Consider the following 15,886-nt stretch of genomic DNA (forward strand, 5'->3'; position numbering starts at 1 on the left):
GATGCCGCGCACGATACCGTCGTCGTCGATCAAGGCTTCCTGGGCGGCGAAGCCGGGGAAGATCTCCACCCCCAGGGCCTCGGCCTGTTCGCCCAGCCAGCGGCACAGGTTGCCGGCGCTGATCACGTAGTTGGGCGACGCGCCGCCGACGTTGTGCATGGTTCGGGGCACCAGGGCGTTGGGCAGCTTCTGGGCCGCCTCGGCATTCTTGAGCAGATAGACCTCGTCGCGAATCGCCGGGGTGGTCAAGGGCGCGCCGCGCTCGCTCCAGTCGGGGAAGAGCTCGTCCAGCGCCCGGGGCTCGAACACCGCGCCGGAGAGAATGTGCGCCCCCACCTCGGAGCCTTTCTCGACCACGCACACGCTGAGCTCGCGTTCGGCCTCGGCGGCCTGCTGCATCAGCCGGCAGGCGGCGGCAAGGCCCGAGGGGCCTGCACCGACGATGACTACGTCGAAGTCCATTGATTCACGTTCCATGTCATCTCCCATGACGGTAGTGAATGACGACACTCACGAGGCGCGACAAGGGGCAAGCCGGCGCCAGGGGGTCAGGCTGCCGAGTCGAGGCGCGCCATGACGGTCTCGAGATGATAGTCGCGATCGCCGAGGGCGTGATCGAGCATGATCAGTCGCTTGGCGTAGTGAGCGACATAGCACTCCTCGGTCATGCCCATGCCGCCGTGTAGCTGAATGGCCTGTTCGGCGACGAACTGCGCGGCCTCGCCGACATAGGCCTTGGCGGCGGCCACACGGTAGTCGCGCTGCTCCTCGGGAAGCGTCAGGCTGGCCGCCGCGAGAATGGCCATCGAACGCGCCTGCTCGAGATGCAGACGCATGTCGACCATGCGGTGTTGCAGCACCTGTTGGCGACTCAATGGCGCACCGAACTGCTGACGCTCCTTGAGATACTCCAGCGTCTGCTCGCAGGCGACCTCCATGGCGCCGACGGCTTCGGCGCACAGGGCGGCACGACCCAGGGCGAGGGCCTCGCCAAGCGCGGCGAGTAAGGCCTCGCCGCTGGCCAGCAGGGCCGGGGCGGGCAGGGTGACATCGATGTCGATATCGCTGGCGCGCTGGTCATCGAGGGTGGTGTAGTCCCGACGTTGCAGGCCCTCGGCGTCCGCGGGGACGATGAACAGGCCGAGCGAGTCGTCGGCAAGACCGGCGGTGACCAGCAGTGCCGCGGCACCGGGGGCGTTGAGCACGACCTGCTTGCGCCCCTGCAGACGCCAGCCGTCGTCGCTGCGTTCGGCGCGGGTGGCCGGAGTGTCGATGTCGTAGCGACTGGCGGCCTCGTGCCAGGCCAGGGCGAGTTGATGCTCTCCCTCCAGCAGCGATGTCAGCCATCGGTCGCGTAGGGTGTCGTCGGCCAGCCTGGCCAGCAGCGTGCCGGGGATTACCAGGCCGTCGAGATAGGCCTCGGGGACCAGGCCACGGCCCAGTGCCTGCATGATCAGCATCAGGTCGATGCCGTCGCCGCCGAGTCCGCCGGCGTCTTCGCCGAAGGGCATGGCCAGCAGACCCAGTTCGGCGAAGGTGTTCCACAGCGCGGAGGGCGCGGTGCCGCGCTCCTGGATCAGCCTGCGGCGCTGCTCGGGAGTGCAGCGATCGGCGACCAGGCGGGTCACGGTCTCGTCGAGCATGCGCTGCTCGTCGCTCAGGGAAAAGTCCATGACGGCTCCTTACATGCCGAGAATCGTCTTGGCGACGATGTTCTTCTGGATTTCGTTGGCGCCGCCATAGATCGACAGCTTGCGGCGGTTGAAGTATTGCGCGGTTGCCGCGGCAGCGAAGGACTGGTCGTCGGCGAGGCTGTCGTCGTCACCGGCGAGAAAGTCGGCGAAGAATGGCAGCGCCTGGGGACCCAGCGCGCGGCGGGTCAGATCACTGAGGCGCTGACGCAATTCCGACCCGCGAATCTTGAGCAGCGAGCTTTCAGCGCCCGGGGCACCACCGTCCCGGGCGGCGGCGAGCACACGCAGGTTGGTGACTTCCAGCGCCATCAGTTCGAGCTCGGCCCGGGCGAGCTGCTCGCGAAAGCTCGGTGACTCGATCAGCGGGCGGCCATGATGGGTCTGGCGGCGCGCCACGTGCTTGAGATGACGCAGTGCCTGCTTGGCATGGCCCAGTCCGGCGATGCCGGTGCGTTCGTGGGTAAGCAGGAACTTGGCACAGGTCCAGCCTTCGCCTTCTTCGCCGACGCGGTTGGCCACCGGCACGCGCACATTGTCGAGGAAGACCTCGTTGACCTCATGGGCACCGTCGAGGGTGATGATCGGGCGCACGCTGATGCCCGGCGTGTTCATGTCGATCAACAGGAAGCTGATGCCCGCCTGCTTCTTGGCCTTGGGATCGGTGCGCACCAGGCAGAACATCATGTTGGCGTGCTGACCCAGGGTGGTCCAGGTCTTCTGGCCATTGACGACGTAGTGATCGCCGTCGCGTTCGGCACGGGTCTTGAGGCCGGCCAGGTCGGAGCCGGCGCCGGGTTCGGAGTAGCCTTGGCACCACCAGTCCTCGTTGCCGAGGATGCGCGGCAGATAGTGGCGCTTCTGCTCCTCGCTGCCGAAGCGGATGATCACCGGGGCGACCATGTTGACCCCGAAGGGGACCACCGTAGGCGCATGGGCCGCGGCGCACTCCTCCTCGAAGATATGCTTCTCGACCGGGCTCCAGCCGGTGCCGCCATGTTCCACCGGCCAGCCGGGCGCCAGCCAGCCGCGTTCGCTGAGCCGGTTCTGCCAGCGCAAGTGCTCTTCGGCACTGAGTTGTTGGCCGAGCCGGACCTTGCGCTGAATGTCCGCAGGCAGCTTGTCGGCGAGGAAGGCGCGCACTTCTTCGCGGAAGGCGTTCTCTTCAGGGGTGAACTGTAGGTTCATGGTTACCTCGAGAAAAAAGGGCGCAGCTCAGCGAGACGCAAGACTGCGAAAGGCGGGACCACCCAGGTGCTGGGGATAGCCGAAGGCCTGAATCGCCAGCACATCGATATCGCTGTCGCGATGCACCTGGCCGCCTTCAGAGAATGCCTTGGCGACCTGCTGCCAGGCGAGATCGAGCGGCTGGCGGTAGCGCTCGGCCTCCGCGTCGCTGATCTCGACGGGGACATCGCCCTTGGCCAACCAGGGGGAAAGATCCCATCCCTCGGCGTGCCAGGCAGCCTCGAGTCGCACGGTCTCAGGCGCATCGGCGATGACGCGCGACAACGCCTCTTCGAGAGCGGCGATGACACTCGCCTGACGCGTGACGACCACCTGACGTTTGAGCCGTTTGAGCGTGTTGGCCAGGGCCTGGATCAGCGCCGGGTTGTCTGCGCGATCGACCAGTTCACAGGTCGTCAGGTCCGCTTCGCGGGGTGACAGCATCAGGATGGCATCGCCGGCATCGGCGGACATGCCATGCGGGGTGCCGACATCGACCCAGGGGGCACCGACAGGCAGGGCGTCCCTGAGTGTCTGACGCCGAAAAGCGCCGACATCGGGAGCAACCAGGCAGGCCTGGATATCCTCGCCGGTGTCTGCATCGAGATTCACCAGGCGGACACCGGCCTTGGTGACATGGCTGTCGAGTGCGTCGAACAGCGGGTGATGACCGACCAGCCCCAGCGTGGTGAACGATGCATCGCTCTCGGCGCCCGGCACCTTGTGGGTGCCCCGAGTGGCGAAGAAGGCATGAATCAGGCCGGCGCGCTGGGGTGAATCCATGCATTCCATGAATAGCGCGCGCTCGTGCTTGAGTCCCTCGGCGAAGGGCAAGCGGGTCGTTGCCTCGACGGCGTCCACGATGCGAAACGGCGAGAACAGATAGGGCACCTCGTCGGCCAGGCGCTGGCGATAGTCCTCCCAGGCGGCCGCATCGGTCGCCGGCGCGGGAAGCTCGCCACTGACGCGCGGCACGTAGTGGCCTTGCAGTAGCTGCTCGGCGGCGGTTAGACCCGCGCTGAGCGGGTCCTCGCCGGTCACCACCTCGTCGACGATGCCTCTGGTCTTGGCCTCATCGGCGTCGACGAAGCGACCACTGGTGATCATGTCCAGGGCGCACTCGACACCCGCCAGCCGCGGTAAGCGCTGGGTGCCCCCGGCGCCGGGCAACAGGCCGAGCTTGACCTCGGGTAGCCCGACCCGGGTGCCGGCGAGGGCGATACGCAGATGGCAGCCAAGGGCGACTTCCAGGCCACCGCCAAGGGCGGTGCCGTGCAGTACGGCGATCACGGGTTTGTCGTTGGCTTCCAGCGCGGCGATCACGTCGGGTAGTAGCGGCGCCTGGGGCGGCTTGCCGAATTCACGGATGTCGGCACCGGCGATGAACGTACGGCCAACGGCCATCAGCACGATGACCTCGGCGTCATGGTCGTGGCGAGCACTCTCCAGCGCGTCCAGCAGCCCTTGTCGCACGGCCTGACCCAGGGCATTGACCGGTGGATTGTCGATGCGAATCACGCCTACGCGCTCGTGACGGGCATAGCTGACGGGCGAGGAGGCATCGGCACGCCGGGCTTGGTTATCTTGCATCCGAAACATCTCCGTACAGGGCGGATAGTGAAAGCCATGATGCGGGGGTAGGGGTAATAGGTCAAGTATTTTGAAATAGCATTTCGCAAAGCAAAACAAGTGGGCGGCATAAGGCAGAAAGAAAGGCCACCCGGAGGTGGCCTGAACCAGTGCCTTGGCGCGATGCGCCGGCGGTTTAGAAAACCGGGCGCATGCCGGCCGCTTCCAATGCTTCGGCGCGCGCGTCCAGCCAGCCCTGACGGAAGGCTTCTTCGTCATCCGGGGCCGAGGCGGTGTAACGGTCCCAGGCCTCGGCGAGCAACTGTTGACGCTTCAGTAGCTGATCCTGATGTGCCTGCATCTCCTCGGTCCAGATGCCCGCCTGGCGGTAGTAATCGACGACCGCTTCATGGAAGGGGATCACCCAGGTCATGTTCTGGTTCTCGACCGCGTAGCCGGCGGCGCCCGGTGCGGCATCCTTGTAGCGATCATAGTCCTCGACCAGGGTCTTGATCAGGCCATAGGCGGTGTCGTACTCCAGGTCGGCATTGGCGACCATGATCGGATAGGGATAGCTGGCGCTGTGATAACCGTCCTCGGGGATGCCGGCACCGGCGGTGACCTCATGGGGCTGGAAGTAGGGGGCGACGGCCTCCATGCGCTGCCAGCCGGCCTGGTTGTCGCGTGCTAATTGAGGCCACTGTATGCCGCGCGGGCTGGCCGCCAGGCGCTGGGCTGCGGGGGTGACGGTGGTGGTGATCGCGGCATCGGCACGTCCGCTGATGATGCCGTCGAAGGCACTGTTGTACCCCGGAAAGACCACCTTCTCGACATCGTCCCAACCCAACCCGCCGAAGGCCAGATAGGCTTCCGCGGCCTTGTTGAGGGCGTCATCGCCGCGGATATAGGCGACCCGCTTGCCCTTGAGGTCGGCAGGGGTCTCGACATCCACGTCACCGGCCACGGCCATGCCCAGACCGAACGAGGCCAGCGAGGTGCTGATGACCCGAATCGGCTGCGGACCCCAGTCGGGGCCGGCGAACATCATCACCCCCTCGGAGCCGTAATAGCTGGCGATGCCGCAGGCGCAAAGATCGACGCGGCCGGTCTTCAGCGGCGTCATGCGCAGGATGTCGTTCTCGCCGGGAATGACCCGGAACTGGGTGCCGCTGCGCTGCTGAATGATCTGGCCGATGGCCATGATCTGGGCATGGCCGCTGGTACCGGTGCCGTAGGCGGTCCAGTTCAGGGTGTCGGGCATTTCGGCATTGGCGAATGGGGAGATCGCCAAAGCGCCGAACAGCGCAGCAGTGGCGAGGGATAGAGGGGTCTGGCGTAGCATGCAAGGCTCCTGAGGTTGTTGTTGTGCGGGCGCCGAGGATGATCACTCGGCGTCGGTCGAGATCAGTGCGGCGTCACGCCGTTGCGGGGGATGGCCCGATGCCGGCTCCAGCGGGCGAGCAGGATCGCCGGTATGCCGGTGGCCAGGCCGACGCTGAGTAGCTCCAGGTTGCTGAAAGGGATCGGCTTGCCGCCGGGCAGCGCGACACAGAAGCCGGCAATCAGCACCAGGCTGCGGATGATGACTTCCATGGCCGGCGTATGGCCGAGGCGGCCGACACCGATCAGATAGCCCTGCATGGCCGAGGCGAACAATACGATCCCCAGCACGGCCTGACAGAACACCAGGACGATGCCTAGGGGAGTTCCCTGCATGATCAGCGCGGGGTTGAGCACGAACATGAAGGGGATGAAGTAGATCACGCTGCCCAGGCGCATGGCCTGCAGGCCGGTCTCCATCGGTCGTGCGCCGGCGACGGTGGCGGCGGCGAAGGCCCCCAGCGCGACCGGTGGCGTGATGAAGCTGAGCATGCCCCAGTAGAGGATGAACATGTGCACGGCCATGGGATCGAGGCCGCCACCCTGGATCAGTGCCGGTGCCAGCGCCACCGCCAGGAAGATATAGGCGGCGGTCACGGTCATGCCGATGCCTAGCACGAAACTGGTCAGCGCGCCCATGACCAGCAGCAGTGGCACACTGCCGCCCGCCAGATGGATGAAGTCGTTGGCGATGGTGCCGGACAGCCCGGTCATCGATAGCGCCCCGACCAGCATGCCGACGCCGGCCAGGATGGCGATCAACTCGGCGAACAGCTTGGCGGCGGAGTTGAGCGTATCGGTGACGTTTTTCCAGCCCCAGCGATGAGACTTGGAGAGTTGATTGATCACCAGCAGCAGGGCGGTGGCATAGAAGGGGGCCACGGCTTCGCGCTGCATCACCAGCAGCATCCATACCAACAGCACGAAGACGAAGATGAAGTACCAGCCCTCCTTCAAGGTCTGCTTGACCGAAGGCAGCTCGAGCTTGGGCAACCCCTTGATGTCGTTGCGCGCGGCATAGGCGTCGATCTGGATGAACAGGCCTAGGAAGTACAACACCGACGGGATGACCGCGGCCAGCGCCACGGTGGCATAGGGGACGTCGAGGAACATGGCCATGATGAAGGCGGTGGCCCCCATCACCGGCGGCATCAGCACCCCGCCGGTGGAGGCGCAGGCTTCCACACCCCCAGCGAATGAGCGGCTCATGCCGATACGCCGCATGGCCGGAATCGACAGCACCCCGGTGGTCAGCACGTTGGTGATCACGCTGCCACTCATGGAGCCCATCAGGCCGCTGGCGAAGATAGACACCTTGGCGGGCCCACCGCGCACATGACCTAGCAGGGCGAAGGCGAGATTGATGAAGAAGGCGCCACCACCGGTCTTCTGCAATACCACGCCGAAGATGAGAAAGCCGATCACCAGGCTAGCAAAGGCCTGCAGCGGCACCCCCATGATGCTTTCGGTGCTCATGGTGTGATAGATGGCGGTCTGTTCGAGCGTTGAGGGGAACGCCTGAATCGGTCCCGGCATGATGTCGGCGACCATGGGGTAGCCGGAGAACAGCGCCACGATCAAGGCGATGGGCCACCCCCCGGCGCGGCGCGCCGCCTCGAGTATCAGCAACCAGTAGGCGTAGCTGAACCACACCGCCGGCTCGGGGGCGGCAAAGGCCCAGCCACGCTCGAGAATGGGCTCGGCCTGAACGACGAAATAGCCGGCCACAATGGCCGTTGCAGCGAACAGCCCATAGTCATACCAGGGCACCGGCTTGTTCCGCCCCGAGGGAAACATCGGCCAGAGCAGGAAGACCAGCGGCAGCAACAGGGCCACCACCGCGTAATAGAACTGCGTCTCCAGGCCCGTGACGACGGTCAGCCATCCCAGATTGAAGAGATAATCCAGCGTCATCAAAGTGAGCAGGACGGTGACGGTGCCGGGAAGCCAGCGCAGTGCATGGGGCAGGGACCGCACTTGCGATACCTGCTCTTTCGCGGTGCCGGCTTCCTCTTGTTGACTGGCATGATTCATGGCGGGATCCGAGGGGTTGGCATGGTGAAACCGCCGGCGTCCGCCAGGTAGCGGACGCCGGCAAGGGGTTACTCGAAGATAGGCTCGAAACCGGCGTCGCGAAGAGCCGAGGCGCGGGCTTGCATCCAGGCATCGCGGAAGGCCTCCTCGTCATCCGGGGCGTCACCCGAGGTGAACGTCTTCCAGGTTTCGAGCAGCAGGTTCTGGCGCTCGACCAGCTTGTCTTGGTGGGCCTGCATCTCTTCGGTCCAGACGCCAACTTCCTTGTAGTAGTCGACGACCGCTTCGTGGAAGGGGATGACCCAGGTCATGTCCTGGTTTTCCAGCGCATAGCCTGCCGCACCCGGGGCGTTATCCTTGTAACTGTCGTAGTTATCCTGGAGCGCCTTTATCAGGCCGTAGGCAGTCGCATCCTCCAGATCGGCATTGGCAACGATGATAGGGTACGGGTAGCTGGCGCTGTTGACCGGGTTCTCGTCGGAAACGCCCCCGGCACCGGAGGTCACCTTGTGAGGCTGGAAGTAGGGCGCTACTGCTTGCATGCGCTTCCAGGCGTCGTCGTCGTTCGGGTCCAGCTCTGGCCAGCTGATACCGCGAGGGCTGCTGGCCAGCTGTTGGGCCGGTGGCGTCACAGTGGTCGTGAAGGAGGCATCGGCATCGCCGGCGATGATGCCGTCGAACGACCGTGCATACCCCGGATAGTCGACCCGCTCTACATCGTCCCAGGTCAGGCCGCCGAAGGCGAGGTAGGCTTCGGTGCCCTTGTTGAGCGCATCATCACCGCGGATGTAGGCGACACGCTTGCCTTTCAGGTCCGCCGGTGTCTTGACGTCCAGGTCCCCGGCGACGGCCAGCGATAGGCCAAATGAGGCGGTCGAGGTGGTCAGGACACGCAGCGGCTGGGGCCCCCAGTCGGGATGGGCGAACATCAATACACCCTCGGCGCCATAGTAGCTGGCGATGCCGCAGGCGCACAGATCGACGCGCCCGGTTCTCAGCGGTGTCATGCGCGACACATCGTTATCACCGGGGAGTACGCGCACCGAGGTGTCGTACTGCTCTTGCAGCATGCCGCCGATGGCGACGGCCTGGGCATAACCACTGGAGTTGGTGCCGTAGGCGGTCCAGGCCATGGTGTTGGGAAGCTCGACCTCCTTGGCAAGGGTCGCCTCGGAAAGAGCGAAAGTGAGCGGGAGTGAAGCAAACAGCACATGGCGAGCTAGACGGTGCATTAGGGTCTCCTTGGCTTGGCAAGCCTTCTTGTTTTGCTATGCGGTATCTCGTTTCACAAACTGGCTTGATAGTAGGGAGCCCCGCGTTGCGCTGTCAACACGGAACTCTTGGTATCCGCCGAGAGAATTCTGGGTGGGTGCAAGATCAGGGATGCAAGTCACTGCTGATGCAAGGTTTAGCCCAGTGTCCTGAAGATTTCGTGGCGCAGACTAGGACTAATGTCTAGTACTCGAAGCGAGATAAGTAGGGGGACGTCGCGTTTTGTTTACGACAAATGGGCGCCGGCCGGGAAGGAAGTCGTGCAGTGGTTGACGCCCCGCCTTGGGGCGGGGCGTATCAATGAACTATTGAGTTGCAAGTTCGTGATAGCCGTTTGCCTGGTGTTGGTACGTCTCGACTTGGGATGCTTGCGCCTCGAGCCTGGGCTGGGCTTCCTGCTTGGCCAGCTCGCGGCGGTAAGCGCGCAGTCGCAGGCGAAACAGGACTCGCTCGTAGAGCACCCAGGCATGCAAGACCAGGAACACGGCCACGAAGTCGAGGGCGGTGATCTTGAGGATGTTCAGGACATAGGCCTGCTCGGCCAGGAAGTTGCTGCTGCTCACGGTCATGTAGGTCTGGGCGATGAACAGCCCCCATAGACTGAGCGTGGCGAGTACCAGGCTGAGATCGCGAAGACGATACCCCCAGCCGCGGCGACGAGGGTTGCTGATGATCATGGGACCGAGCTTATTGTTCACGGAATGACTCTCCTCTGTCGGGGCTTGTCCAGATGGCGGCCTGACCGCGACGGCGAACCAGGGCCTTGGGAAATGCGATGATCACGGTGGTCATGTTCAGCAGCCAGTAGAAGAGCGGGTACCAGATACTCCAGAACAGGCAGCCGATCATGGCCCGGTCGTAGCGACTGTCGATGGCGAAGCTCACGCAGAACTGCAGCAGGCACAGCAGTACCAGAAGCCCACCGGACCAGCTCAGCAGCGCCGCTGCCGTGCTCCAGTCCGGGGTGTGCCAGGTCAGGCTGGCGAGGCTCAGCACGATCAGGGCGAACATCGAATAGCACCAGGCGACGCTGACGACGTACTCGCCGAGCAGGGGCCAGAAACGGCGATTGCGCCAGCGTATGGCCTCGCCGAAATGCTTCAGGAAGGCCTCGGCGCCGCCCTGGGCCCAGCGCAGCCGCTGCTTGTACAGGCCGCGCAGCGTCTCGGGCATGAGTACCCAGCACAGGGCATGGGGTTCGTAGCGCACCTGCCAGCCCTTGAGCTGCAACTTCCAGCTGACGTCGATGTCCTCGGTGATCATGTCGGTGCTCCAGCCGCCGATCTGGTCGAGGGCACTCTTGCGGAAGGCGCAGATGACCCCGGAGATGGTGAACACCATGCCGTAGATGCGCTGGGCGCGCTTGATCAGGCCGATGATCGAGGAGAACTCCCCGGTCTGGATCATGCCGATCGCGGTCGAGCGGGTGCGCACTCGTGGGTTGCCGGTCACGCTGCCGACGCGGGGGCTGGCGATGAAGTGTTCCACCATCCAGCTCACGGCGTCGTAGTCGAGCACGGCGTCGCCATCGATGCCCACGATGATCTCGCCGGTAGCATGCGCCAGGCCGTTGTTCATGGCACTCGCCTTGCCGCCGTTGGCCTGGTGCAGCACCTTCAGCCCGGGATGGCGCTGGGCCAGGGCGTCGAGCCGCTGCCCGGTGTCGTCCCGGCTGCCATCGTTGATGGCGATCACTTCCAGGTTGAGATAGTTCTGGTTGAACAGGTGCCCGATGGTCTCGTCGATGTTCACGCTCTCGTTGTGGCAGGGCACGAGGACCGTCACCCGGGGCGCATCGGGGTCGTTGGCGGCCCCGGAAACTCGTATCTGGCCGCGCTCCCAGTGGAAGTAGTAGTAGATTCCGCCGCAGATCCATACCGTCGCCATCAGGCTGGGGTAGGCGATGGTGAACAGCGCAAGCCCTTCCAGCGCGCTCATCGAGAAGCCTCCAGGGTCGAGGAAAGCGAGAAGTCACGGCGCAATATGCTGGTGTCCGGATGATCGTTGAGGAAGTCGTGGGGGTAGTAGCCGTAGTTCTCGATGCCTGCCTGGCGGATCACCCGCATCCAGTGGGCAAGCTGCTCGCTCGGGATGGGCGTCTGATCGCGCCAGTCCTGGGCCTGCAATTCGAACACCAGCCTGTCGGCGGGCACCTTGTCGAGCGATACGCGAGCCAGCTTCCTGAGCCAGGCATCGGGATCGTCGGCCCCTTCCATGTAGGGCATGGCCATCACGGCGGTATAGTCGTAGGCTTCGGCGAAGGCCTCGAGGTCCTGGGCGAACCAGCGCTGACTCTCGGGCTCGAGGATGGGCCGTGCGTAAATGTTGCGCGCCAGGGCGAACGGGTCGTTGTCGAGCATGCGATAGTGGTTGGCCTGCTCGCCCAGGGCGTGGGTGAAGTCGATCAGGAAGCGGGTCTTGCGCCGGGTCCAGCGCGTCATCAGGGCATCGTCCCGGCGAATCTCGGTGACGGCATCCGGAAGGCCCCATTCCTGGCGATACCAGTTCCGGGCGGCGAGGCTGGCGTCCTCGAAGTCGCTCAGAAAGGCGTCGTCGTGGAACAGCACGCCGTCGAACTTGGTATAAAGCCCCAGGTCGCGATAGATATCCTTGATGATCTCGCGGTTGCGCTCGACGTAGGGCGAAAGCCGCTTGTAGTGTTCCGGGTTGGGCTTGCCGAGTCGCACGTCGCTGACGTAGTCATGGCCCCGACCCAGATCGAAGGCCATCACCGGCATCCAGGCATACACCTTGACCTCGGCGCGCTTCTTGAGCTGCCAGGCCACGCGATTGAACAGGTCGGCCTTAACCGGCAGGTGTGCGTTGGGAAAGTAGAGTCCTTCGGCCACGCCGTCGCCGTCCACATCGGCGTAGGCCTGGAGATAGACCGTGCTGATGCCCTGGGCCTTGATCTCGTCGAGCAGCTTGTCGAGGTTGCGCCCCTGCTGGGCCTTGTCGGGATCGAAGACGTAGTCGAGATCGACATGCACGACCCGCTCGGCCTTGCGCTTCCAGGTGCGCCCGGCGAGATACTCCTCGAAGAGTTCCAGGGAGGTTTCTTGGTCGACCAGGTAGCGGCCCATGGCCCGGGTGCTCTCGTCGGTGTCGTTGATCTTCGCCAACAGACTGAAGGTGTGCGGCATGCCCACCTCGCCGGCGATATCCAGCACCGCTTCGCTGTAGGCGCCATAGGGCCAGATGATGATCCGCGGGGCCTCGCCCAGCTCGCGTTCGAGCTGGTCTCGCGCCCGGGTGAGATCGTTGCGCACCCGCTCGAGGTATTCCTGCTCGCTCTCGTAGCCGGCCGGGGTCCATTTCGGCGTGGTTGCCGCTGGCTGCTCGTTGCCCTGGGGGTTGCCAATGATGCCGTAGTGCAGGTCATGGGTATGCGAGGCGATCTCGACCAGCGGCGAGTCGTTCAGCTCGCGCAGTTGCTCCCAGCTCATGAAGCGTTCCCGGGGCAGCATGATGTTGCCGTAGGGCACCTCGCCTCCCTCGGGGACCTCCATCCAGCTGCCCACCGGGGCCACGACCGCGGGAAAGTCATAGAGCTTGAGCAAGGGAAAGACGATGTCATGGACGCTGCGGTAGCCATCGTCGAAGGTCAGCAGTACCGCCTTGTCCGGCAACGGCGATTTGCCGGCCTTGGCGTCGAGCACCTGCTGGAAGCTCACCGGCTCGTAGCCCAGGTCGTCGATCAGGTTGAAGTGCCTGACCAGCATGTCCCGGGTGATGGTCTGCGGGTAGACCTTCATGTCGGGGGTCTGGGCGACGTCGATGATGTCGTGGTAGCTGATGACACTGTATTCGGCCGGGCCCTCGCCAGCGAGGGCAGGCATCGCCAGCACGCAGGCCAGCAGGGCGGCAATCCATTTGCTCACAGGAATCTCCATTCGAAGCCGGCGTTGATGAAGTTGCCGTATTCGGGTACACCGTCGTAGACGTTCTTCTGCCGGGAAATGCCGTACTTGAAGGTCAGTTCCGGTTCGAATTCCCAGCCATGCTCGTAGCCGATCTGCCAGGTGGCCTCGCTACCGAAGTCTTCTTGCCAGTAAGTGCCGCTGCCCAGGGTCAAGGTCTGGATGAAGGCCTTGCGATAGCCCAGGGGGAGGAGATAGCCGAGGTCGATCTCACCGCTGGCACTGGCGTCGCGACGGGGGTTGTAGTAGCTGGCCTCGATATCGTCGTTGCGTGAGGTGCCGGCGAAGAGCCGCCCTTCGACGTGCCAGCGGTCGTGGCGATAGAGTGCTTCCTGCCAATAGCCGCTGATCCCCCGGCGCAGGTTGCCGTCCTCGAGGTCGAGCAGGGTCAGGCCGAGACCGCCGGAGCCCGACTCGTCTCGGGTATAACGTGCCTCGACGCCGTACAGGTCGGCGTGGATATCGTCGCGCAGGGCGCGTAGCGGCGTTTCGGCGCTGTTGATCTCGACATTGACGAGGGTGGACCAGTGGTCCGAGAAGGCGTAGCTCAACTCGCCCCACAGCAAGGGGGCGTCGTTGAGCTGTGCCCCACGACCCGCCGCCAGCGACAGGGTGGCCGGGTAGAGATTGAACTCGTACCCCACGGCGTTGTAGGCGGCATACAGCGAGGCATCGTCGTATTCGCCGAACTGGCCGATACGCTCGGCAAAGAACCGGGACCCCTTGTCGTTGCGCGGGGCTTCGAGGCGCGTCTCGTAGATCCAGTCCCGGGAGCTCTGTACCCCTTGGCCCTGGCTGTCGCCGCGTCGCGCCTCGACGATCAGGCCCCCGGCACGCTGCTCGCGCAATTCCCGGGCGAGATTGTCCCGGGCGGCACTCGGCGGGTCCTGGGCGATCTTGCCTTCGATGGCGGTCGCGGTGTCGCGCCACTGGCCGCGCGCGAGGCGCGACAGCAGTACGCCATATTCGGCATTGTACCGATCGTCCGGTGACATCAGTTCGGCGGCGCGGCGATAACTCTTCTCGGCCCGACGCGGCATGCCACGCCAGCGATTCAGATCACCCTGGTTCTGCCATAGCCAGGCATTGCCCGGGGCCTGATCGAGCATGGTGGAAAGCCGTGCCTCGGCTTGCGGCTCGTCACTGCGCCAGGCCAGGAGCATGGTCTCCAGCTGCTGGATACGCGCGTAGTTTGGGTTGTCGATGCGCTGGGTACCGGTGAAGTTCCAGCGTGTCGCCGGCTCCTCGGCCTTCCAACGCTCGAGCACGGCCTGGGCCTGGTCATAGCGCTGGGCATCGGCATAGGCGTAGACCAGCGAGGCGTAAAGCGGGTCCTCGAGGTCGCGACCCTGCTCGGGGTCGGCATCGATCAGCTTTCTATACAGGCGGGCGGCCTCGTCGGGACGATGCAATCCTGCCAGGGCATCGGCCCGGGCCTCGGTAAGGTAATTGGGCAGCGGGCCGTAGCGCTGCTCCAGGTCGGCGGCCAGCAGCTCGGCCTCCTCGAAACGGCGCAGCAGGGTCAGGGCGATCACCTTGTCGTACTCGGCACGCTGCATCAGGCCGTCGGCTGCCTCCTCGGCGGTGATGACCTCGTTCAGCGCCTCCAGCGCCTGTCGGGCGCGCCGGGGCTCGTTCAGCTGTTCGGCCAGGCGGATCCTGCCCTGGGCATCGTAGTAGCGCAGCCACAGGCGGTCTGCGTCGGTGAAGGCTTCGGGGCGCTCGCGCATCAGGCGTCGAGCGGCATTGTCGGCACCCAGGGCCACCGCCAGGCGATAGAGGGCCTGCACTTCCTGCTCGTTGCTCGGCTGACGCTCGACCAGCAGTTGCCGATTGCGTAGCTCGGCGATGGTGTCGTCGGTGCGCGATGCCAGGTAGGCCCGTGCCTCGAACCAATCGTCCGTGCGCCCGAAGCGCTCCTCGAAGCGACTCAAGGCCCAGCCCGCGGATTCGTGATGGCCCCGGTCGATGTTGGTCAGCGCCAAGCCCAGCCAGCCATCGGGTTCGTTGGGGGCTTCCAGTGTCAGGGCCTGATAGAACGCCTGGGCGCGCTCCAGGTCGCCGACCTCCCGGGCAGCGCGCCCGAGCGCTTCGAGACTGACCGGTGAATACTCCTCGAGGGTGCAGCTCTGGCAGGTCTCGAGGGCTTGGCGATAGCGTCCGTCGCGAATCCGCAGCGCGATCAGGTCATCGAGCACCGCGTCGTCGCCGGTCCTGGCGTAGAGTCGGGCCAGGCCCGCGATGGCCTCTTCCATCTGGCCCTGGCGGGCCTTGATGACCCAGGCCTCGCGTCGTGCATCGAGGTCATCTTCCTGGGCCGACGCGGCGCCGGTGCCCAGAACGCCGAGCAGGCACAGTAGCGCCCAGCTTCCCTTGGTCATCTGTTTGTCCCCCCCAACCCTCTTGCGGTCTTTACGCCGCTTCGCCTACATGAGCAGTGATGTTTCACGAGAATGTCGTTTGGGTACATCTTGTAACAAAACGACGGCGACGCGGCCATGATAGGAGGAAATGATGCAACGCACCAAGATGGTATTGACATTCTTTAAGGCTGGTTTTTTAAATTATTCTTAATGTAATTTTGATGTTTTTTGAGAGCAACTGTTTGGGTATGTATTAATAAATAAAAATTATTTTTTTAATAGTTTTAAAATTGGAATTCTGATTTTTCCCGAACATTCATGAGTAGGGGTTCGTGGAAAAATGACCTTGATCAAATTGAAGCCAGGATGAAGTGATCTGTCGGCTCGATGAGGGCAACCTGTTATGGAATCTGGATAAAAAAGGCCGACG

Annotated in this window: 11 protein-coding genes; all 11 read right to left on the reverse strand. The window is 64.2% G+C overall.

Annotated elements, in window-relative coordinates:
• On the reverse strand, window positions 1–477 hold a 477-nt coding region (locus tag BUA41_RS17615), incomplete at its 3' end, for an NAD(P)/FAD-dependent oxidoreductase (RefSeq protein ID WP_139249168.1).
• Window positions 478–548: 71 nt separating this feature from the next.
• Entirely contained in the window at window positions 549–1,673 is a 1,125-nt protein-coding gene (locus BUA41_RS17620) for an acyl-CoA dehydrogenase family protein (protein ID WP_072825364.1), read from the reverse strand.
• A gap of 9 nt (window positions 1,674–1,682) precedes the next feature.
• Window positions 1,683–2,879: an acyl-CoA dehydrogenase family protein gene (locus BUA41_RS17625; RefSeq protein WP_072825366.1), complete on the reverse strand. Its 1,197-nt coding sequence runs from the start codon at window positions 2,877–2,879 to the stop codon at window positions 1,683–1,685.
• Window positions 2,880–2,906: 27 nt separating this feature from the next.
• Window positions 2,907–4,508, reverse strand: coding sequence for an enoyl-CoA hydratase/isomerase family protein (locus BUA41_RS17630; RefSeq protein ID WP_072825368.1), 1,602 nt, complete (start codon window positions 4,506–4,508; stop codon window positions 2,907–2,909).
• 175 nt (window positions 4,509–4,683) lie between these two features.
• Window positions 4,684–5,829 carry a TAXI family TRAP transporter solute-binding subunit gene (locus BUA41_RS17635; RefSeq protein WP_072825370.1) on the reverse strand — a complete coding sequence of 382 codons (1,146 nt, stop codon included), beginning with the start codon at window positions 5,827–5,829 and terminating at the stop codon, window positions 4,684–4,686.
• Window positions 5,830–5,891: 62 nt separating this feature from the next.
• Window positions 5,892–7,901 (reverse strand): TRAP transporter permease, encoded by a 2,010-nt coding sequence (locus tag BUA41_RS17640; protein WP_072825372.1) that lies wholly within the window; start codon window positions 7,899–7,901, stop codon window positions 5,892–5,894.
• A 68-nt stretch (window positions 7,902–7,969) separates the two neighbouring features.
• On the reverse strand, window positions 7,970–9,133 hold the full coding sequence (locus BUA41_RS17645) for a TAXI family TRAP transporter solute-binding subunit (protein ID WP_072825374.1): 1,164 nt from the start codon (window positions 9,131–9,133) through the stop codon (window positions 7,970–7,972).
• 345 nt (window positions 9,134–9,478) lie between these two features.
• Window positions 9,479–9,871 carry a hypothetical protein gene (locus tag BUA41_RS17650; RefSeq protein ID WP_139249169.1) on the reverse strand — a complete coding sequence of 131 codons (393 nt, stop codon included), beginning with the start codon at window positions 9,869–9,871 and terminating at the stop codon, window positions 9,479–9,481.
• Complete coding sequence (gene pgaC, locus BUA41_RS17655; RefSeq protein WP_072825379.1) at window positions 9,861–11,111, reverse strand: poly-beta-1,6-N-acetyl-D-glucosamine synthase; 1,251 nt, start codon at window positions 11,109–11,111, stop codon at window positions 9,861–9,863. The genes BUA41_RS17650 and pgaC overlap by 11 nt, the downstream gene beginning before the upstream one ends.
• Window positions 11,108–13,054: a poly-beta-1,6-N-acetyl-D-glucosamine N-deacetylase PgaB gene (gene pgaB, locus BUA41_RS17660; RefSeq protein WP_245791955.1), complete on the reverse strand. Its 1,947-nt coding sequence runs from the start codon at window positions 13,052–13,054 to the stop codon at window positions 11,108–11,110. Before pgaB ends, pgaC begins: the two co-directional genes overlap by 4 nt.
• On the reverse strand, window positions 13,051–15,474 hold the full coding sequence (gene pgaA, locus BUA41_RS17665; RefSeq protein WP_072825383.1) for a poly-beta-1,6 N-acetyl-D-glucosamine export porin PgaA: 2,424 nt from the start codon (window positions 15,472–15,474) through the stop codon (window positions 13,051–13,053). The genes pgaB and pgaA overlap by 4 nt, the downstream gene beginning before the upstream one ends.
• Window positions 15,475–15,886: the final 412 nt, after the last annotated feature.

The organism is Modicisalibacter ilicicola DSM 19980 (assembly GCF_900128925.1).
Taxonomy (GTDB): Bacteria; Pseudomonadota; Gammaproteobacteria; order Pseudomonadales; family Halomonadaceae; genus Modicisalibacter; species Modicisalibacter ilicicola.